At 42.4% G+C, this 22,638-nt stretch carries 22 protein-coding genes; 13 read left to right on the top strand and 9 right to left on the bottom strand.

The window, feature by feature from the left end; all coding sequences use genetic code 11:
- Window positions 1-81: 81 nt before the first annotated feature.
- From LVD17_RS18380 to LVD17_RS18360, 6 genes are all read right to left on the bottom strand, one after another.
- Window positions 82-1,095: a CobW family GTP-binding protein gene (locus LVD17_RS18380; protein ID WP_233760471.1), complete on the bottom strand. Its 1,014-nt coding sequence runs from the start codon at window positions 1,093-1,095 to the stop codon at window positions 82-84.
- Window positions 1,092-1,649 (bottom strand): DALR domain-containing protein, encoded by a 558-nt coding sequence (locus tag LVD17_RS28600; protein ID WP_306415953.1) that lies wholly within the window; start codon window positions 1,647-1,649, stop codon window positions 1,092-1,094. Before LVD17_RS28600 ends, LVD17_RS18380 begins: the two co-directional genes overlap by 4 nt.
- A complete protein-coding gene (gene cysS, locus LVD17_RS28595; RefSeq protein ID WP_306415952.1) occupies window positions 1,640-2,590 on the bottom strand; it encodes a cysteine--tRNA ligase in 951 nt (316 codons plus the stop codon). Before cysS ends, LVD17_RS28600 begins: the two co-directional genes overlap by 10 nt.
- A 34-nt stretch (window positions 2,591-2,624) precedes the next feature.
- Window positions 2,625-2,765, bottom strand: coding sequence for a hypothetical protein (locus LVD17_RS18370; protein WP_233760470.1), 141 nt, complete (start codon window positions 2,763-2,765; stop codon window positions 2,625-2,627).
- A 147-nt stretch (window positions 2,766-2,912) separates the two neighbouring features.
- On the bottom strand, window positions 2,913-3,551 hold the full coding sequence (locus tag LVD17_RS18365; protein ID WP_233760469.1) for a tetratricopeptide repeat protein: 639 nt from the start codon (window positions 3,549-3,551) through the stop codon (window positions 2,913-2,915).
- Between the two features lie 50 nt (window positions 3,552-3,601).
- Window positions 3,602-5,755 carry a TonB-dependent receptor gene (locus LVD17_RS18360; protein ID WP_233760468.1) on the bottom strand — a complete coding sequence of 718 codons (2,154 nt, stop codon included), beginning with the start codon at window positions 5,753-5,755 and terminating at the stop codon, window positions 3,602-3,604.
- Between the two features lie 124 nt (window positions 5,756-5,879).
- Here LVD17_RS18360 and LVD17_RS18355 point away from each other — a divergent pair, with 124 nt between their 5' ends.
- The 6 genes from LVD17_RS18355 to LVD17_RS18335 all read left to right on the top strand — a co-directional run bounded on the left by LVD17_RS18355 (window position 5,880) and on the right by LVD17_RS18335 (window position 10,605).
- The gene (locus LVD17_RS18355; RefSeq protein WP_233760467.1) at window positions 5,880-6,617 is read left to right on the top strand and encodes a class I SAM-dependent methyltransferase; all 738 of its coding nucleotides are present in this window, start codon (window positions 5,880-5,882) and stop codon (window positions 6,615-6,617) included.
- 33 nt (window positions 6,618-6,650) lie between these two features.
- The gene (locus LVD17_RS18350; protein ID WP_233760466.1) at window positions 6,651-7,388 is read left to right on the top strand and encodes a TerC family protein; all 738 of its coding nucleotides are present in this window, start codon (window positions 6,651-6,653) and stop codon (window positions 7,386-7,388) included.
- Between the two features lie 92 nt (window positions 7,389-7,480).
- Window positions 7,481-8,779 (top strand): sensor histidine kinase, encoded by a 1,299-nt coding sequence (locus LVD17_RS18345; RefSeq protein ID WP_233760465.1) that lies wholly within the window; start codon window positions 7,481-7,483, stop codon window positions 8,777-8,779.
- Between the two features lie 40 nt (window positions 8,780-8,819).
- Entirely contained in the window at window positions 8,820-8,948 is a 129-nt protein-coding gene (locus tag LVD17_RS28510) for a hypothetical protein (protein WP_255702481.1), read from the top strand.
- A 122-nt stretch (window positions 8,949-9,070) separates the two neighbouring features.
- Window positions 9,071-9,985, top strand: coding sequence for a TraB/GumN family protein (locus LVD17_RS18340; RefSeq protein ID WP_233760464.1), 915 nt, complete (start codon window positions 9,071-9,073; stop codon window positions 9,983-9,985).
- Between the two features lie 128 nt (window positions 9,986-10,113).
- Window positions 10,114-10,605, top strand: a complete 492-nt coding sequence (locus LVD17_RS18335; RefSeq protein ID WP_233760463.1) for a DUF4494 domain-containing protein — start codon at window positions 10,114-10,116, stop codon at window positions 10,603-10,605.
- An 86-nt stretch (window positions 10,606-10,691) separates the two neighbouring features.
- Here LVD17_RS18335 and LVD17_RS18330 read toward each other — a convergent pair whose 3' ends face one another.
- A complete protein-coding gene (locus tag LVD17_RS18330) occupies window positions 10,692-11,567 on the bottom strand; it encodes a bestrophin family protein (RefSeq protein ID WP_233760462.1) in 876 nt (291 codons plus the stop codon).
- 135 nt (window positions 11,568-11,702) lie between these two features.
- Here LVD17_RS18330 and LVD17_RS18325 point away from each other — a divergent pair, with 135 nt between their 5' ends.
- The 7 genes from LVD17_RS18325 (at window position 11,703) to LVD17_RS18295 (ending at window position 18,566) form a co-directional block, all read left to right on the top strand.
- A complete protein-coding gene (locus tag LVD17_RS18325) occupies window positions 11,703-12,557 on the top strand; it encodes an SPFH domain-containing protein (protein ID WP_233760461.1) in 855 nt (284 codons plus the stop codon).
- 3 nt (window positions 12,558-12,560) lie between these two features.
- Window positions 12,561-13,076 carry a hypothetical protein gene (locus LVD17_RS18320; RefSeq protein ID WP_233760460.1) on the top strand — a complete coding sequence of 172 codons (516 nt, stop codon included), beginning with the start codon at window positions 12,561-12,563 and terminating at the stop codon, window positions 13,074-13,076.
- Window positions 13,069-13,239, top strand: a complete 171-nt coding sequence (locus LVD17_RS18315; protein ID WP_233760459.1) for a type II toxin-antitoxin system antitoxin — start codon at window positions 13,069-13,071, stop codon at window positions 13,237-13,239. Before LVD17_RS18320 ends, LVD17_RS18315 begins: the two co-directional genes overlap by 8 nt.
- Before the next feature lie 28 nt (window positions 13,240-13,267).
- Window positions 13,268-14,065 (top strand): hypothetical protein, encoded by a 798-nt coding sequence (locus LVD17_RS18310; RefSeq protein WP_233760458.1) that lies wholly within the window; start codon window positions 13,268-13,270, stop codon window positions 14,063-14,065.
- A 2-nt stretch (window positions 14,066-14,067) separates the two neighbouring features.
- Window positions 14,068-14,757: an alpha/beta fold hydrolase gene (locus LVD17_RS18305; protein ID WP_233760457.1), complete on the top strand. Its 690-nt coding sequence runs from the start codon at window positions 14,068-14,070 to the stop codon at window positions 14,755-14,757.
- A gap of 122 nt (window positions 14,758-14,879) precedes the next feature.
- Window positions 14,880-17,810 carry a leucine--tRNA ligase gene (locus LVD17_RS18300; RefSeq protein ID WP_233760456.1) on the top strand — a complete coding sequence of 977 codons (2,931 nt, stop codon included), beginning with the start codon at window positions 14,880-14,882 and terminating at the stop codon, window positions 17,808-17,810.
- Window positions 17,811-17,813: 3 nt separating this feature from the next.
- The gene (locus tag LVD17_RS18295; protein WP_233760455.1) at window positions 17,814-18,566 is read left to right on the top strand and encodes an outer membrane beta-barrel protein; all 753 of its coding nucleotides are present in this window, start codon (window positions 17,814-17,816) and stop codon (window positions 18,564-18,566) included.
- Window positions 18,567-19,019: 453 nt separating this feature from the next.
- On the opposite strand, the gene LVD17_RS18290 is transcribed toward LVD17_RS18295, so the two are convergent.
- Together LVD17_RS18290 and LVD17_RS18285 are read right to left on the bottom strand one after the other, a co-directional pair.
- Window positions 19,020-19,913 carry a DMT family transporter gene (locus tag LVD17_RS18290; protein ID WP_233760454.1) on the bottom strand — a complete coding sequence of 298 codons (894 nt, stop codon included), beginning with the start codon at window positions 19,911-19,913 and terminating at the stop codon, window positions 19,020-19,022.
- A 272-nt stretch (window positions 19,914-20,185) separates the two neighbouring features.
- Complete coding sequence (locus LVD17_RS18285) at window positions 20,186-22,591, bottom strand: ABC transporter permease (protein WP_233760453.1); 2,406 nt, start codon at window positions 22,589-22,591, stop codon at window positions 20,186-20,188.
- Between the last annotated feature and the right edge of the window lie 47 nt (window positions 22,592-22,638).

Genomic DNA, 22,638 nt, shown 5'->3' with positions numbered 1-22,638 from the left:
ACCTCACAATTGAATTACTTACAATGGATGACAAGGCAAAGCTTAAGAAAAACAATTTGATGAAACCCTAAGCGCTTGCTACTATTGAGTGTGTAAAGTTTTCCTGATGCATTGTCTGAGCATTTTTTCAAACCCTTTCGGAATTAATTTTTTACCAATAAAAACCATACGGCTTACCTTTTCTTCTCCCTCCTTCCACACCTTGCCAGGGCTAATCAGTAAAGAGTTGCCCACGGACTGTACAATAACTTTACGGGACTCTTCCGGATCATAAAAAATACCTTTAGCCCTATATACACTACTGGATTGAAACAGCAGGAAAACATTGAGCCTGTGGGCAAGGGCATCAGCATCAAAAGGCTCGGTAAAAGTAAAACTTATCGCATGGATATCGCTATGCCAATGATGGTGATCATGATCATGAGGGTGATGATCTTCATGATGGCGATGGTGCCCCTGACCATGAGCAGGCAACTCTTCTTCATCCTGTTCCCTGACAAATGCAGATATCTCATCTAAAGGATAATTGTCAATGCATCCTCTTAAGACCTGCGCCATAGGGTTAATTTTTTCGAGCATTTGCTGCAGACCATTCAGGTATTCCGGCTGCACCTGGTCGGTCTTATTAAGCAAGAGTACATCGCTAAAGGCTATCTGTTTAACAGCTTCCTCTGTCTCCCGGAGCTGATCCTCAATCACAGAGACATCTATCAGGCAAATGACCCGCTGCAACTTAAAATTTTGAGCTATGGTCGGATTGGACAAAAAAGGCAGGGCAATGCCTGCAGGGTCCGCTATGCCGGTAGCCTCTATGAGCAGTTCGTCCCATGTTGAGTCCCTTGATGAAAGATCGTCAAGGATATCATAAAAATTATCATTGAGCGTGCAACAGATACAACCATTGTTCATTTCTACCAGGGTGTCTGCACTCTGAAGCACCAGTTCGCCATCAATGCCTTCTTCCCCTATTTCATTTTCCACGATAGCAAAACGGACATCAGGATGATGTGTAAGGTAAGCGTTGAGTAATGTTGTTTTGCCTGCTCCTAAAAACCCGGTAAGCAGGGTTACAGGCTTTTGTTTATTATTATTCATAGCCCAATTTTGTATTTAGTACCTGAGTTCCCGTCTTGTATGTGAAGTCCAATGGATTCCAACCTGTCTCGAATCCTGTCGGAAAGGGCAAAGTTCTTTTCTTCTCTGGCCTGTTGCCGGATGTCCAGAAGTATGTCCATCACCTCCGGCAAAATAGTGTTGTTCTTCTCTTCTGCCGGTAGTATACCCAGCACTTCAGTGAGAAAACCCGGATAGGTCTTTTTGAGGGTTATTAGGGCCTCTTCCGAAACAGCCTTTGGCTTTAGAGGATTATTTATTTTTTGAACTATTGCGTATAATTCAAACAGGCAGGCTATGGTTTCGGCTGTATTGAAATCGTCATTCATTTTGACGTAACAAGTCTCACAAATTTGAATAATTGAAGAAGATAGTTCCTCATCAGCTATGTCGGCTGATCTATCGGGCAGGTCATTAACTATTTTCAAACCATTGATCAGTTTTAGACAAGCCGTTTCTGCTGATTGCAGAGCCTGGTTGGAAAAATCAATAGTGCTTCCATAGTGTGCCTGCAACATCAGGAACCTCACCGACATAGGACTGTAAGCTTTTTCCAGTAGTGGATGCTCACCGCTAAACAGTTGTGAAGAGAAATGAAATTCCCTTTGGATTTAGCCATCTTTTGCCCTTCCAGCGTCATCATGTTGTTATGCATCCAGTAGTTGACAGGAGGGCAGCCAAAGGCTGCAAAGCTTTGAGCTACCTCTGCCTCGTGATGTGGAAATTTTAAATCCATACCACCACCGTGTATGTCAAATGGCAGGCCAAGGTATTTACTGCTCATAGCCGTACATTCTATATGCCACCCGGGAAAGCCCATTCCCCAGGGAGATTGCCACTGCATCAGGTGCTGAGCATTCGCTCTTTTCCATAACGCAAAATCAGCGGGATGCTCTTTCTCTTTCTGTCCGTCAAGTGTGCGGCTTCCAGTCTTTAGTTCATCCAATATCCGACCCGACAATTCACCGTAGGCGTATCTTTCAGCATAAGCTCTTACATCAAAATAAACCGAGCCATTAACTTCATACGCCAACCCGTTTTTCATAATTTGCTGTACAATGGCAATCTGTTCCATAATATGGCCGGTGGCTGTCGGTTCTATGGAAGGAGGCAGCACGTTGAGTTTAGCCATCATGTCGCGGTAGAGATTAGTATAATATTGTACCACTTCCATGGGTTCCAGCTGCTCCAGACGCGCTTTTTTGGCTATTTTATCTTCTCCCTGCTCGTTAAGCTCATCTTCCAGGTGGCCTACATCCGTAATGTTACGAACATAGCGCACCTGATACCCCAGAAACCTAAAATACCGGTAAACAACATCAAATGTGATGGTTGACCTGGCATGGCCCAGATGGGGTTCTCCGTAGACAGTGGGACCGCATACGTACATACCCACCTTACCTGCCACAAGGGGCAAAAATGGCTCTTTATTTCCTGTAAGGGTATTTTTAATGTAAATAGTTTTTTCAGAACTCATGCTAATATCAAAGGATTTAAAGACTTCATTGGTATTATGATTTAGAAGCCAGGCATTCCGGGCATGTCCCTTCCATCAGAAAGTACATCTCCCCAATTTCATAACTTCTCAGCATGGCCAAATACTCGTTGGCAAAATTCATTTCTCGTATTTGTATCAGTAAACTTCCGTCCATTATCCAAGGGCTACAGGCGTAAATTTAAATGAAATGTCATTAAACGCAACAAAGTTGCATTTAAATAAACGAAAATAATGCTCTTAATTTAATGTGAACAGGAAAGCCCAGGTCTTTAGTTAAACCCAGGCTTTCCTGTATGTAAACTTATTTACACCTTTCCATCGATGCTATGGCACCTCCTTTCCCCCATGCAGGGGCCAGCGGGCTATCCGGCACATAGGTATCAAATTTTTCAATAGCCAACTCCAGTTTTGCACAAGCCTCACCGGTATCAGATCCGAAAAACTGAGCTGTACCATATTCAATTTGTGCCATCAGGTATAGAGCACGTGGGTTGTCCGGGTTGAGTTCCACTGCCCTTCCATAAGCCTGCATGGACAGACCAGAGTATTGAGCTCCGCGTGTGGCCGGATCTACAGTCACCCTGATCATGTGTACAAAACCCTCAAGAGCTATTAATTCAGATTCCTGCGGCTGAAGTTTCGTTCCTGCAGTTATTTTCTCCAGTGCCAGATCGAGGTACTTATCTTTAACAGTAGCCTCTTTGGATTCGGTTGCCATCATAATGTACCCGAAACCAGCATAATACAGTGGTTCCCACTTATCTGTTTCCATAGCTGCTATTCTGTCAAACTTATTGATTACCTCCTGATATTCTTCGACCGTCCTGGAAGCATACAGTTTGCTGATGTTTTCCTGCATGGCCTCTTCATATTTTGACGGGCCCGCATGGCTCGAATATATGATAAAAAACATAGTAGTGATTAACATTAAAGCTTTCATAATGATTGTTATTTATTGATAATGGTTTGATTACGTTAACTTGGATACATTTATAGCGTGGGCAGCTGATTGACCGATTTGTCTTTCGACAGCGTGATAAACATGCCCAGGAAAATAAATCTGGATGCAGGCTGTTTAACGGCCTTGAGCACGTACTGACCGTTTTCATCAGGTCGGTCGCTGCTCTCATATCCGAAGATGTTGTCAAGCCCCAGAACATTGGTCACCGACCCGTGGACGATGATATTCGACTTTAGCAGATAGCTGGCATTCAGGCTTAGATCGTGATAGTCAGCAGTCTTTTCGGAGTTAAATGTGTCAAGGTTAGGATTGTTATAAGGCCGTCCGCTACTGTAACTGTAGGTACCTCCTACCTGGGTTTTCAACGAGTTGATGAAGTATTTGAAAACTGCCGAAAAGTTATGCCCGGATGCAAAGGAAGGTACAGCATAGGATGGGAAATTACGATAATCCCTTTCAGTATCGAGATAAGAATAAGACAGCCAGTAGTCGACTCCTTTGAGACTTTTATTATCTCTCCAGAAAACGTCCACGCCCCTTGCATAACCTTCTCCACTGTTAGTATAACTTTCCGGGTTGTAGGCTTGAGTAAACTTGATCAGGTTATTATAGTTTTTATAGTAAGCTTCAATCCTGAAAGTCCGGCCGTTTTCCTCTCTCTGATAATTGATGATGTAATGGTCTGCCTCTTCGTCTTCAAGATTATTTTTAACCCTCACCAAATCGTTTCTTCCTGTTTGGTTAAACTGGCCATACGCCACAGACATCTGGCTGTTTTCTCCTGTTTTATAGCCCACCGAAAGTCTTGGCACGGCATAGAACCTGTTCTGCATCCAGTTATACTCCGCTCTTACACCTGCCCGGCTTACAAAACGGTTTGATGTATACAAATCTGCCTCGGCAAAAAAAGCTGTAAGGTCCAGATCAAACCCAGGTCTTTCATCCGGCAAAGCCGCATTTTCATAGGTATAGCTTCTTATAAAGTGCTCTCCTCCAAGCAGAAGCGAAAATTTTTCCGAAACATCATTGGCCACTACCGTTTTTATGTGTACCCCTTCTTCTCTTTCATTATTTTTTTCTCCGTTAAGCTTTATCTTTTCAATGCTATTGGTATAAGAAATCCCGGAAAGCACACTCCATTGATTATTGACTATAGTTTTTAATGAAGTGTTGATATATTGATAATTATTAGTCAGGTCTATTTTGTCCTTTATGGATTCATCTAAAATCGTGGGTTGATAAATTACAAAGTCTGACCAACTGAAGTTAGAATAAAGTTTAAGCTCATGCTTTTGAGTCAGTTCCTTTCTCAACATAAAATTTCCTTCCATAGATTGAGGAGCACGCTCCCAATCAATCCGTTGGCTAACAGCCTCAAAGTATGGTGTCAGATTAGTGTATTGTAGTTTTCCTGCAAAGGCCCCTGCATTAATTTCACGGGTATGCGAAACATCGGCGCCAACAGTCATCAGCGAGATATCCGTCCTCGTTTCATCAGGCACATCTTTACTTCTAAGAACCAAGGCCGAAGAAAGTGCCTGACCATATTCGGCCGAATAGCCTCCCGTACTGAAACTGGTACCACTAAACATAAACGGTGAAAATCTGCCACGACCGGGGGTATTGGGTGCAGATGATGAGTAAGGATTAAGTACCTCAATACCATCAATAAAAGTCTTGGTTTCACTACCTTCTCCGCCACGCACAAAAAGCCGGCCTGTCTCCCCTACCTTTTGCGTGCCCGGCAATGTATTTAAGGCTCCTGCTACATCGGCAGTCGCTCCCGCAGTGGTTACAATATCCAGAGGCTTCAGCACCTCACGGCTACTCTCTTCACCCGCGGTAAATGACCCTGCACTGATTACTACAGCCTCCAACCTGTCAACCTTCTCGATTAAAGGTATGCTTAAGTTTAGTTTTTCTGCGGATAACCCAACGGGTGTTTCGTAGGTCTCATAACCAATACAGGTCACCCTTAGTAGCTGACTACCCTGCTCAGATGTCGAAAAGTTAAAAGCCCCCTTTGCATCAGAAGACGTGCCATCGTAACTATTTACTATAAAAATATTGGCTCCGATAACTGGTCCTCCACGGCCGTCCGTAACGCGTCCTGTAATTTCTGTCTGCCCCTGTACTGCCATGGTTATAAAGCCTAAAATAAAAGTGGTAATAATGTTTCTCATAGGTATTGCGCTTATATATTCAGACACTAAATTGGTAGAAGCCAATCCCCATTAAAAAAAAGTGTTACCGAACTGTAGAATAAGCGGGAAGAGTTGAGTATTTTAAGAGAAGAGCAGAAGTACCATGTCTATAAAAGATAATTTCTCCCGACAGTCAGACCTGTATGCAGCTTACCGCCCGCATTACCCTGCGATGCTATATAATTATCTGTTTGATAATGTGAAAGGGTTTGACTGCGCCTGGGACTGTGGCACCGGCAACGGCCAGGTGGCTTACCAACTGGCCCGGCGGTTTAAAAAAGTTTATGCTACCGACATCAGCTCCAACCAACTATCCAGGGCAATAAAAGCTCCTAACATTCAGTACATCGAGGCACCCGCAGAGAATACCTCCATACCATCATCAAGTGTTGACCTTGTTACAGTGGCCCAGGCACTCCACTGGTTTGAGGTAGAGTCTTTTTATAATGAGGTTTTGAGGGTTACCAAGCCCGGTGCAACCCTGGCATATTGGGGCTATAACCTGTTGCAGATAAATAAAACTATCGACCCCATTATTAAGAACTTTCATGACAATATTGTAGGGAGCTACTGGGACCCCGAACGAAAAATTCTGCTTAAGGAGTACGCCGATATTAATTTTCCGTTAAAAGATCCTCACCAAACCTACTTCCATTATACCGTGCAATGGAGCCTTGAGCACTTAAGAGGTTATCTGGGGTCATGGTCTGCCGTGCAGCATTATATGCAGAAAGAGGGCGATAATCCGGTCGGGGCACTCATTAATCAACTTCAAGACCAATGGGGTGATAACCAGATCGTAACCTTTCCTGTTTTCCTTGTACTAGGCAGGGTCGGTTGACCTTAAAAAGAAAATTCTTATATATTTGAGGTCATGGAAATATTTCTACTACCAGAAACGTGGGTAGCACTGCTCACTTTAACTTTTCTTGAGATAGTTCTTGGAATTGACAATATCATATTCATTTCAATTGTTTCCAATAAACTACCACAGAACCAGCAGGCAAAGGCAAGAAATTTAGGGCTTTCCCTGGCATTAATATTTCGCATAGGTCTGTTGCTGGGTATAACCTGGATTATCACTTTCACCCAACCACTGTTTGCACTGTTCGGGCATGACTTCAGCGGTCGAGACCTCATTTTGCTGGCAGGGGGCATCTTTCTGATATTTAAAAGCACACTGGAGATTCACCAAAAAACGGAAGGTGAAGAGCACGCTGATACCAGCAGAGGCGGTACTACTTTACTGTCCGTAATTTTTCAAATTATATTGCTTGACATCATCTTTTCTTTCGATTCGATATTAACTGCTATTGGCTTAACCGACCAGATCATCCTTATGATTATTGCCGTAGTGATATCCATCGGAGTAATGATGCTGTTCTCAAAAAAAATAAGTGATTTTATTGGCAAACATCCCACTTTGGAAATTCTTGCATTATCATTCTTAATACTTATAGGGTTTATGCTTGCCATTGAGGCATTGCATTATCATGTGCCCAAAGGATATATCTATTTTGCAGTATTCTTTTCGCTTATGGTAGAATTCCTAAATATGAGAATAAGAAAGAGCAAGGATCCCGTGAAACTCAAAAAAAGATTGAAAGAATAAAACACCATTTCATGGTTTTACCTAAAGTATTTTTTACCTTTTAGGTTACCATAAACTGAATGGTGACATAAATTTTAATATTGCAAACTTAAATGAGCAAATTTAAAGGGGTCTTAAAAGGCATACAGGATGCAAAAAAGGACATTTTCGATCTTATTGAAAGAGTTGAAGAGGCTGCTCAGTTCGCTGACGGAAAGCAGATACTCGAGATAATAGATGTGTATAAAGAAAAAGTGGCCTTGAATATCACCACTGCAGAAGAACAATCAAAATCACTGAAAACCGAGTACCTGGAAACTCTGGATATGAAAACCCAGGAGTTGCAAAAAGAGATCAGCCTGCTCAAAAAAACCAATGATACGGTTGTTTCCAACAATTACCTGTTGGAGTACAAGAAAAAAGATCTCATGTTACTGGCTGATAACCTGGAGGAAGCCTATGAGGAAATCTCGCAAAAGAACAATGAACTCCGCGAACAGAAGAAGCAAATATCTGAGCAGACTGAAAAACTGAGGATAGCTCACGAGCAAATCCTGAGAAAAAATAAAGAACTGGAAATGCAGAAGGAGTCCATCATGGACCAGGCAGAATATCTCCACGAAGCTAATAAGACCATTTCTCAGATGCATGCGGAGGTCGAGAAGCAAAAAGATGAGATCCTCAAAAAAAATAAAGAGCTTATTAACCTCAACAATGAAAAAAACAACCTGATAGGTATAGTAGCACATGACCTCAAAAGCCCGTTAAACCAGATCAAGGGCTTTACCACGATCATAAAATTAACCGCTAATCTCGATGAAGATACATTGAAATACCTGGAAAGTATAGAGATGAGCGCTAACAGACTTAATGAAATGATCGGTAAAATACTGGACATTGAAGCTATCGAATCGAGAAAACTAAACATTAAACTTGAAGGAACGAATCTTTCGGACATCCTCAAAGAATGTGTGTCTCGTTATAAAATTACCGCTGCAGAAAAGTCAATTGAGATCAATGAACATATAGAAGATAATATTCGGATCAATATTGATATCAGCTTTATCAATCAGGTTTTTGAAAACCTTATATCAAATGCCATCAAGTTTTCGCCCAGCGATACCGAAATATCTGTTATTCTGACTCAAAAAAATGATAAGGTTATTTTTAACATTACCGATCAGGGGCCTGGAATAAGCGATGAAGACCAGAAAAAATTATTTGGTAAATATCAAAAATTAACCGCCAGGCCTACCGGGAACGAAACCTCGACAGGACTTGGCCTTTCTATTGTTAAGCAATTTGTTGAAGCCATGGGGGGAAGCATCAGATGCCAAAGTAACCTCGGAAAAGGCACCTCATTTATTGCAGAGTTCAAAGCCTTAGTACCTGAGGCCAGCAGGGAGACGTAGTACGAGTATTGATATATATGGGGCGAAAAGCCGATAGCACATGAAAAAAATAAAAGCACTCTATAGCAAGTATAAAGAATATGTCAGGGTTGACCTGGTAATGTATGCTGCCATGTTTTTAATGATAATTCTGTACTTTCTCTACACTGCCCTTTTTGTCTCCAATTAACCTTTTTCAGTACAATTCTAAAAATTTGATTATCAGAGGCAATCAATTAGCATATTAATACTGGTTTTTTACATAATGAAGCTTATATTGGGAGTTGAATTCTGATGTAAAAAATAAAAATAATGATTGGCTCTAACTTAAAAAGCTCTCTATTATCACTAACCCTGATCCTGGGCACCATCCTTGCTTGTAATGGTCAGACTGATGACAACACTAACGCGGTACTTTGGGAGGTCTCCGGCAATGGGTTGAGTAAACCCTCTTACCTGTACGGAATAGTGAACTTTCTGCCCAAAAAAGAATATTCAGTTCCCCGCAAGGTGAAAAATGCCATGAAAGACTGTGAAGTCTTCGCAACCAAACTCATCTCTGACAACTCATCTCAGAAGAAATTTAATAAAGCTGTAAGAATACCAAACGATGGATGGATCAATGATTACCTGACTGATGATGAACTAAACCAACTCAGACTGCTCCTGATGATGAGGTATGATGTACGCGAACATGCCTACCACTTTAACTACAGCCGCCTGCAGCCCATTATACTTGTTACTGCAACTACTGCCCTGGACCTGGGTAAGAATATAATATTTCCTGAAGAAGAGCTTTCCGACATTGCCAGAAAAAATAAAATGACCGTAAAAGGGCTTGGTACCATACAGGAAGAAATTAATGCTTTTGAAAAATTTCCTATAAAAGACCAGGTTGAGGCATTAAAATATACCGTAAATAACTTTGAGCAGCATCTTAAAGATTACAGCCAGCTTGTAAAGTACTACATTGAAGAAGAAAACCTGGAAAGGGTTAGCGATGAAACACTAAAAGCTACCAATGAAAGTAAGCCTTTTCAACAACACTACTACACAGAGAGAATAAAAAACTGGTACCCTGAAATAAAAAATGCCATAAACAATAACAGTACTTTTTTTGCCCTGGGTGCCCCCTTTCTTGCCGGTGAAGACGGCTTGATCCAAATGCTTCGGGAAGAAGGCTTCGAGGTAAAGCCCATAGCCTTAAATAAGGACAAAAATCAATAAATATTGACGTGCGCCGGCTTCAGACAAATCCATATAAAATTTCAGGTATATTTCTAGGCCGGTAAATTATCGGTGATATCTTTGCAGTCCTCGAAAAATATCTTGAAAACAAAAAATCAGAAAGAAGAATGAAGACCTGGTACTCATGCAAAATAAAGCACAATAAAGAAGGGGATGACGGACTATTAAAGCAGATAACCGAAGCATTTTTGCTGGATGCCGTTTCGTATACAGATGCAGAAGCACGGATCAACGAAGTTGCGGCCAGAGATATTTCAGGTGAATTTTCCGTAACGCATATAGCCAAAACCAATATCGCTGAAGTTATTAATTACGAAGACTCCGATACATGGTTTAAGTGCAAGGTTACCTATTCCACAGTAGATGGCGATAGCGAAAAAGAAGTGAAGATCAACACTTATATTTTAGTTTGCGCACTGCATGTAAAACAGGCCTTCGAAAGAATTGAAAAACACTTTGAAGGTATGCTCGTGCCGTATGACATACCTTCCATCACTCAAACGAATTTCGTGGAAGTTTACCCTTATGTAGCCGATGAAATTCCGTCAAACCTTAAGCCTATTTCGGAAGTAGAGGTTGAGGAAGAAGTAGAAGAATAAATAAAACAAAAACAGAATAAAAAAGGCTGTTATCGCACCGATAACAGCCTTTTTGTTTTAAGTTCCTTCCTCTAGGTATGTAATTATTAATCCCTCAGTAAAATCTCCCTTACATTATTTTTGATCTTTTCAGAAAGCTCATCTATAGGCAGGTCATTGGTATCTCCACCGAAAGGGTCCTCAATCTCTTCAGCGATCAACTCGACACTTACCAGGATAAAAAATATCAAAAGCACAATTGGGATAGTCCAATAACCGAATTCTGTAATAAAAGCAAAAGGCAATGTAACCGTAAAAGTAAATATAAACTTTTTGATGTACATGCTGTAAGAGTATGGTATAGGTGTATTTTTAATCCTTTCGCAGCCACCAAGTATATCGGAAAACTCCTTTATTTCCTTGTCAATAACAAACAACTGCTCGCCGGTCAGGGCATTTTCCTTATACAACAAATTTACGCGCTCATAGAGCATTAAGGAAATCATATTCGGGATATGGTCCTTCCCTTTAAGCCTCTTCAGGAAGTCCTCCTCAACAATATCCAGATCAGCAAGATTAACGCCTTTACGCAGATGCTCCTTCATCGCCACCACAAAGTTGGGGATCATCTGAGCGAAGAAATTACGCGAAGCCGTGTCACTCTCAGGCAAAAATGCACTTACTTTTGCCGCCAGGTTCCTCGTGTTATTGACCAAAAGCCCCCAAAGCTTCCTTCCCTCCCACCAACGATCGTATGCCGAATTGACCCTAAAAACAAGGAACAAACCCAACACAATTCCTAAAAGCGAATGTACGGCAGTGGTACTTACAAAGTGTAGCTTAAAATAATCCAGAATAGCATAAGCTATTCCGAATGTATAGACCAGCATAACGATCAGGCCAGGCAGAAGCAACCTGAGTACCTGCCTGCTGTACGAATGAAAGATAAGCGCAAACCAGGTCTTGGGATCATATTTTACCATAGAACAATTAAAATATTTAGGTCAGCAAATTAAGTCCAGAATTCCATAAAATCAAAACTATGTAACCACCTGATCGTCCATTGCGTATATTAATTTATAATAATATATTTATGATATCATTTTAATATCAAAACCATGAATCAGGAAAAAGAAACCAGCCCCATCTCAGGTTACATTATGCTGACCGTTGTTATTTTGATCTTCTTTGCAAGCTTGTTTGGCTTGCTTGCCATTAAGAATCCGTTTCTTATTTTGGGCATTCTCATCAGTATCGTTTTGTGCCCGGGGTTTTTCTTTGTAAATCCCAACAGCTCGAGAGTACTTGTGCTTTTTGGAGAATATAAAGGAACCGTAAAGCAAAACGGTTTTTTCTGGGTGAATCCCTTCTACTTAAAGACCAATATATCATTACGCGCCAGAAATTTTGACAGCGAACGAGTCAAAGTAAATGACAAGGTGGGTAATCCCATTCTCATAGGTGTCATATTAGTTTGGCAGGTTAAAAACACCTTCAAAGCTGCCTTTGAGGTAGACAACTATGAAGAGTTCGTCCGAATCCAGAGTGATGCTGCTGTCAGGAAACTTGCAGGCCAGTACCCTTATGATAACTTTGAAGATGACGAAGCAGAGATCACCCTCAGATCGGGACTGGATGAAGTGAACCATGCCCTGGAAGAAAACCTTAGCAAAAGACTGGACATTGCAGGTATAAAAGTTATTGAAGCCCGTATCGGTTACCTGGCGTATGCTTCAGAAATAGCCAGTGCCATGCTGAGAAGGCAACAGGCCACTGCTATTGTTGCTGCAAGACACAAAATTGTAGAAGGTGCGGTAAGCATGGTTCAAATGGCTATTGACGATCTTTCGAAAAGAGAGGTGATAGAGCTGGACGAAGAAAGGAAAGCTGCTATGGTGAGCAACCTCATGGTAGTTTTATGCGCTGATAAAGATGTGACTCCGGTAGTTAATTCCGGCACACTAAACCATTGACAAATGATCTGTTTTAAAGAGGAGCAAGCGCTGGGCACAGTCAAACTTTGGATCATCATGATGACAGTATCTTTCGTGTCTGTCATGGGTATAGTATATGCCCTCTACATGCAGCTCCATCTGAAACAGCCTCTTGAAAATAAATTGTCTGACACCTTGCTGGTTATTCTGGGCGTTATTACCCTGCTGGTCATTGCTGCCATAAACTGGCTGGTGCTATCGGGCAGATTACAAACAGAGCTCAGGGGCCATCACATCCGGTATCGCTTCCCTCCCTTTATATGGCGTTGGAAAACTATAAAACTGGAAGATATCCAACAGTTCGAGATATCAGAATTCAAACAAAAAAGGCATGGATATCACCGGTCGGGCCAGAGAAGAGCGCTAAGTGTAGCCGGCAATATGGCTTTACACCTGACATTTTCTTCTGGTAAAAAGTTACTTTTGGGCACTCAAAAGCCAAAAGAGCTGAAAAAAGTGATAGAGCAATTAATGAAAAAGGAAACAGATCATGGCTAAGAAAAAGCCTTTTGTATTACGCATAGATCCTGACTTGCTTGAGGGCATTGAAAAGTGGGCGGCTGATGAATTTCGGAGTACTAACGGACAATTGGAATGGATCATTCATAATGCGCTGAAGAATGCCGGACGCCTGAAGAAAGGTGGTAAAAGTGGTAATTAATTCTATTTTTGTGTCAAACTTAAAGCTTATGAAAAAAGGTATTGCCGTTGTTTTATGTCTGATCTCCTGCTGGTGCTACGGACAAAATGATTACGTGGTAACTACGCTAAGGGATACGATCAGAGGAGAGGTGCAAATATTATTACCTTCGGAAAGGTACGAGGAAATAACCATCAAAACTGATGATGGTATCAGGAGATTCAAGGCTTTTCAGTTTATAGAGGTTGGTAAAGACAGCCTCGTGTATCGTTCGGTTAAGTTTGGTGAGATCTATAAAGTCATGCAGCTGGACTCTGAAGGTTATCTGAGCCTTTTATCATTCCGTTCTGATGGCAACTATTCATTCGGTGCCAGGTACCTTTCAAAAAAGACCGGGGAGGGCATTGAAGTTCCGACACTTCTTTTTAAAAAAATAATGTCCGACTTTTTATCTGACTGCGATGAGGTAGAAAAGAAAATAGAAGATAAAACATACAAGAGGAATGACCTGGAAAAGCTTGTCTCCCACTACAACAGTTGTATCGAAAGCCAAACCCGCGACATGTATAGCGACACCTCCTCTGATAAAAAAATAACAGCTAAAAAGACCCCGGAAATCAGTCCTGCGGGCGAAAAAATAGCGGCCATTAAGAAAAAACTGCAGACCATCAGATCCAGTGAAGCTCCCGAGCTGATGGTACTCTTAAATGATATCGAGTCGAAGCTTGGTAATAACGAGAAAGTGCCCGGCTATATGCTGGCTGCCTTAAAAGAGCAAGGAGCCAGGGTAAATGGTGTCAATGCAGAAGTAATCGAATTAGTTGAACTACTCACCCCGAAGGATTGACCATGCCGCGAACCATACTTGTTCTTCATGGAGCGTTGGGAAGCAAAGAGCAACTGCTCCCTGTTACTCAGGCTTTAGGCCATTGGTTTAATGTAAAAAGCATGTCCTTTTCAGGGCATGGGGGCGAGCCACTCAACGGCCCGTTCGATGTCAATAAATTTACGGAAGAAGTAATCACCTTCATAGATTCTGAAAAACTCAGCCAGGTCGATATTTTTGGTTATAGCATGGGTGGGTATGTAGCTCTTAACCTTGCCCTGAAGCACCCCGGAAAGGTTGGCAAAATATTTACACTAGGCACAAAGCTGGAGTGGTCACCGGCTATAGCTCAGAAAGAAATAAAGATGCTGGATGCCGGAAAGATCGAAGAAAAAGTACCTGCATTGGCAAAAATGCTTGCTGAAAGACATGCCCCTGTTGACTGGAAAGAGGTACTTAGGCAAACCGCTCAGATGATGATCAACCTGGGTGACCATGCCCCTTTGACTTCTGATTTATTTAAGAACATTGAGCATTCCGTAGTCATTGGCATCGGTGATGAAGACAACATGGCAACGCTGGAAGAGTCTGAAAAAGTTGCTAAACTCCTGCCCCACGGCTCCTTACATGTATTCAAAGGTTTCAGGCACCCGATAGAGCAGATTGATGTGGCAGAACTGACCAGGGAGATCAAAACTTTTATGCTGATCTAGCACTCCGGAGACTTTCCGGCTTCTCATTTTTCAATATTAGCAACCGCCAACTTTTTCATCATCATGTCCTGAATTGATGATAAATCTGTTAATTTTGCGCCTCTTAATAAAGGCAAAAAACAATGGCAGAATACAATTTCAACGAGATTGAAAAAAAATGGCAAAAATATTGGGCTGATCATGAAAGCTACAAGGCTGAAGTTGACCCTTCCAAACCCAAGTTTTATGCACTGGACATGTTCCCATACCCTTCCGGGGCAGGGCTTCATGTAGGGCATCCGCTGGGCTATATTGCCTCCGATATCGTTTCACGCTTCAAGAAACTCAAAGGTTTTAATGTATTACACCCTATGGGCTTTGATGCCTTTGGCCTGCCTGCCGAGCAATATGCCATACAGACGGGACAGCACCCTGCTGTAACCACCGAGCAAAATATAAAAAGATATAAAGAACAGCTTAAAAACATCGGCTTCAGCTTCGACTGGGATAAGGAAGTACAAACCTCTGATCCTAAGTTCTACAAATGGACTCAGTGGATTTTTATGCAGTTGTTCAACAGCTGGTATAACAAAAAAACTGACAAAGCCGAGTCTGTCGCTGAACTGATCTCTGCATTCGAAAAAGAAGGAAATGTTAACATTGAGGCCGCGTGTGATGAAAAAACTCCTCTTTTCAGCGCTAAAGAATGGGCCGGATATGATGAAAAACAACAGCAGCAAATGTTGCTGAATTACAGACTGGCCTACCTGGCGGATACCACGGTAAACTGGTGCCCTGCATTAGGTACTGTACTCTCCAATGACGAAGTAAAGGACGGTTTCTCAGAGAGAGGCGGGCATCCGGTTATACGAAAAAACATGATGCAGTGGATGATGCGTATCACTGCATATGCCGAAAGGTTGTTGCAAGGTCTTGATACCATAGACTGGCCGGAGCCCTTAAAAGAAATGCAGCGAAACTGGATAGGAAAATCCATTGGAGCCGAACTGGACTTTCCCGTAGCTGATAAAGGTGTCAATATCCGGGTATTCACCACACGTATTGATACAGTATATGGAGTAACCTATCTTGCCATTGCACCGGAAAGTGACCTGGTTGGCCAATTGGTTACTGAAGACCAGAAGGATGAAGTGACCTCGTACGTTGATGTAGCCAAAAACCGGTCAGAGCGTGAGCGAATGACCGACGTAAAGCACATTACAGGAGCCTTTACAGGGGCCTATGCCACGCACCCATTCAGCGGTGAGAAGATTCCTGTATGGGTGGCGGACTATGTACTGGCAGGCTACGGCACCGGTGCAGTGATGGCAGTACCTGCCGGGGATCAACGCGATTATGATTTTGCCAGGCACTTTGACCTGCCCATTATCCCCATCAACGATTCTGCAAACATTGAAAAAGCTGCCGATCCTACAAAAGAGGGAAAGGTGATCAATTCCGGATTTCTGAATGGCCTCACTCCTGTTGAGGCCATGCAGCGGGGGGTGGAAGAACTGGAAAAAAGAGGCATCGGTAAAGGCAAGATCAACTACAGAATGCGCGATGCCATATTTACGCGCCAGAGATATTGGGGTGAACCTCTTCCTGTATATTACAAGGACGGCCTCCCCTATTTGATGGACGAGTCCGAGCTTCCGCTCGTACTGCCTGAAGTTGACAAATACCTGCCTACGGAAGATGGTGCACCGCCGCTGGGAAGAGCAGAAAAATGGGAAACAAAAGAAGGCTACCCTATCGAACTAAGCACGATGCCAGGGTGGGCCGGTTCAAGCTGGTATTTCTTCCGCTACATGGATGCCCATAACGAAAATGAGTTTGTAAGCAAAGAGGCCCAGCAATACTGGGAAAATGTCGATCTGTACATCGGGGGTTCAGAGCATGCTACCGGTCACTTGTTGTACTCACGTTTCTGGAACAAATTCCTGTATGACATGGGGCTGGTCACTGTTAAGGAGCCTTTTAAGAAGCTGATAAACCAGGGAATGATCCAGGGAAGAACGAATTTTGTATACAGGCTGTCTTTGAACTACTCCATGTCTCCGGAACTGGAGGCTGAAGATACCCCGGAAATATTTCTTTCAAAGGGAGTGACAGACAGAATCAAAAAATCTGCCATAACAAAAGCAGAAACAGACATTATTCACAAACTCATAGCTGAAGGCATAGCAAACCACAATAAAAAACACGGTACTGATTTTGCCGCAAAAGAGATCGATTTTAGCATAATCACTCCTATTCACGTAGATGTGAATATTGTAAACAATGATATACTGGATATCGAAGCTTTCAGAAACTGGCGGCCATACCATGCAGACGCCATTATTATAACGGAGCCTGACGGCAACTACCTTTGCGGACATGAAGTCGAAAAAATGTCAAAATCCAAATATAATGTTGTTAACCCTGATGACATTATCGAAAAGTATGGTGCTGACACTTTAAGGCTTTATGAGATGTTCCTGGGACCTTTGGAGCAATTTAAGCCATGGAATACCAATGGTATCGACGGTGTGTTTAAGTTCCTTAGAAAGCTTTGGAACCTGTTTCACAACAGTATGGACGAGTTTGAAATATCTGATGCCGAGCCCTCAAAAGACGAGCTAAAGATACTTCATAAAACCATTAAAAAAGCCCAGGAGGATATTGAGAGATATTCATTCAATACTTCTGTAAGCGAATTTATGATCTGCGTAAATGAGCTTTCTGCTTTGAAATGCAATAAAAGAGCGATCCTTGAGCAACTTATTGTAGTAGTTTCTCCCTATGCTCCGCACATCGCTGAAGAGCTGTGGTATAAAATGGGCAACGAGACCAGCATTACAGAAGCAGCATATCCGCTGTATGATGAGAATTACCTCACGGAAAGCCAACATGAATACCCGGTTTCCGTTAATGGTAAAATGAGGGCAAAAATGAGTTTCCCTACAGATATGCCACGCGAGGATATAGAAAAGCAGGTATTGGCTTCTGAGGCTATTCAAAAATGGCTGGAGGGAAAATCGCCCAAAAAGGTGATAGTAGTACCTAAAAAGATTGTAAACGTCGTTGTCTGATCCATGGACAGGAAATTCATACTACTCTTAGCTATTGCCGCATGCTCATGGAATGCGGTAATAGCTCAGGATTATCCTTATTATGATAAGAACTGGAAAGATTCTGCTAAGGATGAAGCCGCAAAGCAAAAAGAACAGGAAATTGTGCTCCAACAATTTCAAGAGCCAGAATCAAGACTGGACGAGCCAGGCACGGTTCGGGCTTCTATAAATATCGGTGTAGGGATAATGGACTCACCGGAAATCAATAATTACATCAGGCAGGATCTGGCCAATCGCAACATTACCCTTTTAAGTGGCAGTGCGGACATGACCTCGGTTTTTATGATTGGGGGCCAGATAGGCTATGCTCTGCGTCCGCGGTTGCAGCTCAAAGGTATATTTGATTTTGCCGTAGGGATAAGTTCTACAGAGCTGGTAAATCAGTACTCCTATCAAAGCGAATACATCAACTATACGGCTACACGACTGTCCGTAGGGGCCGGAGCAAATTATTACCTGGGGCAAAGAAAAGTCAGCCCTTACGTTGGCCTGGCATTATTGTACCACCGACTGTCGTTTGAAGAGTTTAAAGGTGGTACAGTTGGTCCGAGAGGCGAAGCCGGAGCTGCTTTTAACTTCAGCGACAAGTTTAAAATGGAAGCTTTTTTCCAGGCAGACATTGCCGAAACCGAAGCCAAAGACCTGGGACAAACCATGACTATTGACTTTAGTACCATCAACCTCGGTGCCCGTTTCATGTTCAGGTTGAACTAGGTGCTGGAACATTCCTGTAGTATTCTTCAAGGCAGTTAGGTTACATTTCAAAACAAATTAGTTTCCCCTTCTTACACCGTCACGTCATTCCTGAGTTTTTGTGTATGAGCGTGTTTTATGCAGGGATGCAATGAAATATCTTCGCTACGTTGTGTTTGGGGGACATGGTAATCAGATTGTAACCTTCAAATTTTTCGCCACAATTGCCTGCCGCTTTTACCTATTGCCTACTACTTTACTTACTACTTCCCAGCCGATGTCTCTCGAAGAGGACTAGACGGCATTTTGTGCAAACAAAGCTCAGCAAGTACTCATAAGTTGGGGACTCCGGATATTTTCTCCGTTACACTGCGAAAATCCGGAATGGCGAGAATATGCCTGGGTTGTCTCAATCTTACTGGCACGAATCAGCAGGAAGAAGTATTTATTTGACCTGCGGGCATAATCTTCCCCTTATTTCTTTCTGCTCACCAGTATAATACCGCATATTACCACTACAGCTCCTGTTATTTGAAGGTACGAGAGCCTTTCGTCGAGGAATATATTAGCAAGTATAATGGTAGATATCGGCCCCAAACTTCCTATTATTGAAAAGTTTGGCGCTCCCAAATGCTTTATGGCATAGGAGATCATATAAGATGGTATCACGGTTGAGATCATGGCCATCAGGAAGCCCAGCCAGTAAACCTCTGCCGGGTATGAAAAAACGTTATCATGGGATGTCAGCAAATAATGAACAACCACACATATGCAAGATATGATCATGGCGTAGGAAGTAAAGACAACCACACCGAATTTAGGTATTAAATAGCCACTACCCACAAGGTAAGAAGCATAGGTAAGTGCACTCAAAAAAACCAGCACTCCGCCCAGCAAAACATTTTCCTCTCCAGACACTCCCAGCTCTTCGCTGAAAGTGATAAAAACACCTGCATAAGAAAGCAGTATCGCCATCACCTGTACCCGGGTTGGAACTTTCTTAAAGAACAACCAGGTAATAAGGATCACCAAAGTAGGATATACAAAGAGTATGATCCGCTCAAGGCTGGCTTTGACATACTGTAACCCCAGAAAATCAAACAAACTGGCCAGGTAATATCCGATAAATCCAAATGCAAATAACCATAGATAATCCTTACCTGTAATCTTCTCAGGGGACGATGGCCTTTTGATCAGAGCAATGACTGCATAAACAGGGAGGGCAAAAGACATTCTCAGTAGTAGTAAAGATACAGCCGGCACATTATACTCATAGGCTAATTTGACGATTACCGCTTTTGCAGAAAAAAACACTATTCCTACTACTGCTACAATAACGGCTACTAACTGGGTTTTTGATAACCTCATTAACTAATGACTAAAATTCGTGTGAATTTGAGTTTTTAATTTATAAAAACATAGCTCTTTTAGGATAACATCATTTACTGAGCAGGAAGCCTCTTTCTTTGAAAGAAGACAATACCAATGGTAATATCAACAAAACTCGCTACTTGGGGGATTTTGCAAAAAGGAACTCACACCCTGTTGATCAGGGACGGGTAAGGTTCAGAGTTAAAGTGACATGTAAGCAGTAATAGAATTACCACAGTGCCTTTTGAGGCACTGTGGTAATTCTCATTCTATTCATATCTAAGAGACCTGACAGGATTAACCCTGGCTGCTTTCAGGGATTGGTAGCTTACGGTAAGCCATGCAATGACGAATGAAACGATGCCACTGACAACAAAGATCCAGATGCTGATCTCCACCCGGTTGGCAAAGCCGTTAAGCCATTGGTCCATGGCATAGTAAGCGGGGTAAATAGCCAACACAAAGGCTATGATCACCAGCTTAGCAAACTCTTTGGACATCAGAGAGGTTACGCTCCATACACTGGCTCCCATCACTTTTCTGATACCTATTTCTTTTGTGCGTTGCTCCGCCATAAATGCCGCCAGACCAAACAGGCCCAAACAGGCTATAAATATGGCAATAATCGTAAAGACTGTGAAGACCATGCCCAACCTCTGCTCTGCTCTGAAAAGGGCATCGTAGTCTTCATCAAGAAAAGAGTACTGAAGCGGCTCGCCCGGAGCATAACTTTCCCAACGGTCTGCTATGGTATTGATGACATCATTCGGGCTTTCTCCGGAGAAACGGGTATAGAGAATATTTCCTTCTTTGGTAAGCTGAAGTACCAACGGTCTTACATTCATTTTCAGACTTTCAAAATTAAAGTCCTTTACTACTCCTATCACCTTCATTTCAACCGGCTCGTCGCCATTGAAATTGATTATCTTTTCTTCAAGCGGATTTTCCCAACCCAGTTCTTTAACGGCAGCTTCATTGAGCACTACTGCTCCGGAGTCTGAAGGGAAGTCTCTGGAAAAGAACCTTCCGTCGGTCAGTTCAAAGCCAAGGGTCTTCAGGTGATCATAATCACCAAAATATGTAGCCATGATGTGGTCCTGCTCGTCACCCGCAGCTCTGAATATGGTAGTATTATTTACTCCGGGCACCATGTTATTGGAGTAGCTGGTTCCTAAAATGCCACTGCCTGCATCGAGCTCATTTTTGAAGGCCATTTTATTTTTCTCCAGCCTGTCGGTATCTTCAATGATCAGGATGTGCTCTTTATCAATACCCAGGTTCTTGTTTTGCACATATTGCAATTGCTGATAGACTACAACGGTGCAGATAATGAGTACAATTGAAATCCAGAACTGAAAAGTAACCAGAAAGCTTCTGATACCACCACTCTTCATACCGGCTCTAAGCCTGCCTTTCAATACTTCGGTGATCTTGAAGCCTGTCAAATAAAAGGCCGGATAGCTACCCGCCAAAATTCCGACAAATAATATCAAAAGACCTAATACAATCGCAATTGATGGCTCAGCTAATATGGAGAATGTGAGCATTTTGCCTGATAGCAGGTTAAATGATGGCAACAGCACATACACTACAGCAAGTGCCAACAGTGCGGCACTTATAGCATAGATCATTGATTCTGTCAAAAATTGGGCTATAAGCGTGCTCCTCAACGAACCCAGTGTCTTTCGGAGCCCAACCTCCTTCGCTCTTCCCGCTGACTTGGCCGTGGTAAGGTTCATGAAGTTGATACACGCCAATATAACTATGAAAAGACCGATACCGGCCAATATAAAAACATATGACACATCACCCGGAGGCTCAGCCTCATCCTGCATTTCTGACTTCAGGTGAATATCGTACATTGGGAAACTGTAGTACTCATAAATACCTCCTTCTGCTCTGAATTCCTTCAATGATTTACCCATAAATTGTTGTAGTACCGGAGTTACATTTCGTTCCATAATTGGCTCCAGTTTCTCATCCACGCTTTTTGACGAGCCTTTTTCATTCAACACATAATAAGTATACAAACTGTTGCTTAACCAGTTTCCCTGGGTCATCCATGAGAATGAGGTGCTGGACAGGAGCGCATTGAATTTCAAATGAGAATCTCCTCTTTTGTTCTCCATCACACCCGTAATTTTATATTCAGTCTTGTCATTTCCTATAGACAGTGACTTGTCAAGAGCGGACTCATCTCCAAAATATTTCCTGGCCAGTTCTTCACTCAGTACAAGGCTGTTAGGGTCTTTAAGTGCTGTTTTCGGATTGCCTTCCAGCAACTTAAAACTGAAGACCTCAAAGAAGTTAGAGTCGGCAGCCATAATACCTTCCTCATTAAATGCCAGGTCACCGTTCCTGAATATCCATTCGCCCATAGGGTTTACCCGAGTCGCTTCTTCCACTTCCGGTATCTCTGCTACCAGTGCTTTCGACATCGGAAAGCTGCTGTTTGAAGTATAAATCTCCTGACCACCCAGCTTTCCATGAAGGTTAATTCTATAGATGCGCTCCCCTTTGGTGTGAAAGTGGTCATAATTCAATTCGTCGTAAATATACATGGTAACAAACAAACAGGCTGAGATACCTATGGTAAGCCCCAGTATATTTATAACCGAGAAAAACTTGTGTTTCGTAATGTTGCGCAGGGCAACTTTGATGTAATTTTTGACCATAATACTAATTGTTGTTATTTGAGTAATCGTAAGACGCTAATAAACAG

Origin of the sequence: Fulvivirga ulvae, from assembly GCF_021389975.1 — a bacterium.
Lineage (GTDB): Bacteria > Bacteroidota > Bacteroidia > Cytophagales > Cyclobacteriaceae > Fulvivirga > Fulvivirga ulvae.
The sequence above is the reverse complement of the archived record's forward strand: the minus strand, read 5'-3'. Positions and strand labels throughout refer to the sequence as shown.

Coding starts and splice junctions, on each gene's coding strand:
- LVD17_RS18380 (WP_233760471.1), bottom strand. CDS start 1,095: ATGAATAATAATAAACAAAAGCCTGTAACCCTGCTTACCGGGTTTTTA.
- LVD17_RS28600 (WP_306415953.1), bottom strand. CDS start 1,649: ATGTCGGTGAGGTTCCTGATGTTGCAGGCACACTATGGAAGCACTATT.
- cysS (WP_306415952.1), bottom strand. CDS start 2,590: ATGAGTTCTGAAAAAACTATTTACATTAAAAATACCCTTACAGGAAAT.
- LVD17_RS18370 (WP_233760470.1), bottom strand. CDS start 2,765: ATGGACGGAAGTTTACTGATACAAATACGAGAAATGAATTTTGCCAAC.
- LVD17_RS18365 (WP_233760469.1), bottom strand. CDS start 3,551: ATGAAAGCTTTAATGTTAATCACTACTATGTTTTTTATCATATATTCG.
- LVD17_RS18360 (WP_233760468.1), bottom strand. CDS start 5,755: ATGAGAAACATTATTACCACTTTTATTTTAGGCTTTATAACCATGGCA.
- LVD17_RS18355 (WP_233760467.1), top strand. CDS start 5,880: ATGTCTATAAAAGATAATTTCTCCCGACAGTCAGACCTGTATGCAGCT.
- LVD17_RS18350 (WP_233760466.1), top strand. CDS start 6,651: ATGGAAATATTTCTACTACCAGAAACGTGGGTAGCACTGCTCACTTTA.
- LVD17_RS18345 (WP_233760465.1), top strand. CDS start 7,481: ATGAGCAAATTTAAAGGGGTCTTAAAAGGCATACAGGATGCAAAAAAG.
- LVD17_RS28510 (WP_255702481.1), top strand. CDS start 8,820: ATGAAAAAAATAAAAGCACTCTATAGCAAGTATAAAGAATATGTCAGG.
- LVD17_RS18340 (WP_233760464.1), top strand. CDS start 9,071: ATGATTGGCTCTAACTTAAAAAGCTCTCTATTATCACTAACCCTGATC.
- LVD17_RS18335 (WP_233760463.1), top strand. CDS start 10,114: ATGAAGACCTGGTACTCATGCAAAATAAAGCACAATAAAGAAGGGGAT.
- LVD17_RS18330 (WP_233760462.1), bottom strand. CDS start 11,567: ATGGTAAAATATGATCCCAAGACCTGGTTTGCGCTTATCTTTCATTCG.
- LVD17_RS18325 (WP_233760461.1), top strand. CDS start 11,703: ATGAATCAGGAAAAAGAAACCAGCCCCATCTCAGGTTACATTATGCTG.
- LVD17_RS18320 (WP_233760460.1), top strand. CDS start 12,561: ATGATCTGTTTTAAAGAGGAGCAAGCGCTGGGCACAGTCAAACTTTGG.
- LVD17_RS18315 (WP_233760459.1), top strand. CDS start 13,069: ATGGCTAAGAAAAAGCCTTTTGTATTACGCATAGATCCTGACTTGCTT.
- LVD17_RS18310 (WP_233760458.1), top strand. CDS start 13,268: ATGAAAAAAGGTATTGCCGTTGTTTTATGTCTGATCTCCTGCTGGTGC.
- LVD17_RS18305 (WP_233760457.1), top strand. CDS start 14,068: ATGCCGCGAACCATACTTGTTCTTCATGGAGCGTTGGGAAGCAAAGAG.
- LVD17_RS18300 (WP_233760456.1), top strand. CDS start 14,880: ATGGCAGAATACAATTTCAACGAGATTGAAAAAAAATGGCAAAAATAT.
- LVD17_RS18295 (WP_233760455.1), top strand. CDS start 17,814: ATGGACAGGAAATTCATACTACTCTTAGCTATTGCCGCATGCTCATGG.
- LVD17_RS18290 (WP_233760454.1), bottom strand. CDS start 19,913: ATGAGGTTATCAAAAACCCAGTTAGTAGCCGTTATTGTAGCAGTAGTA.
- LVD17_RS18285 (WP_233760453.1), bottom strand. CDS start 22,591: ATGGTCAAAAATTACATCAAAGTTGCCCTGCGCAACATTACGAAACAC.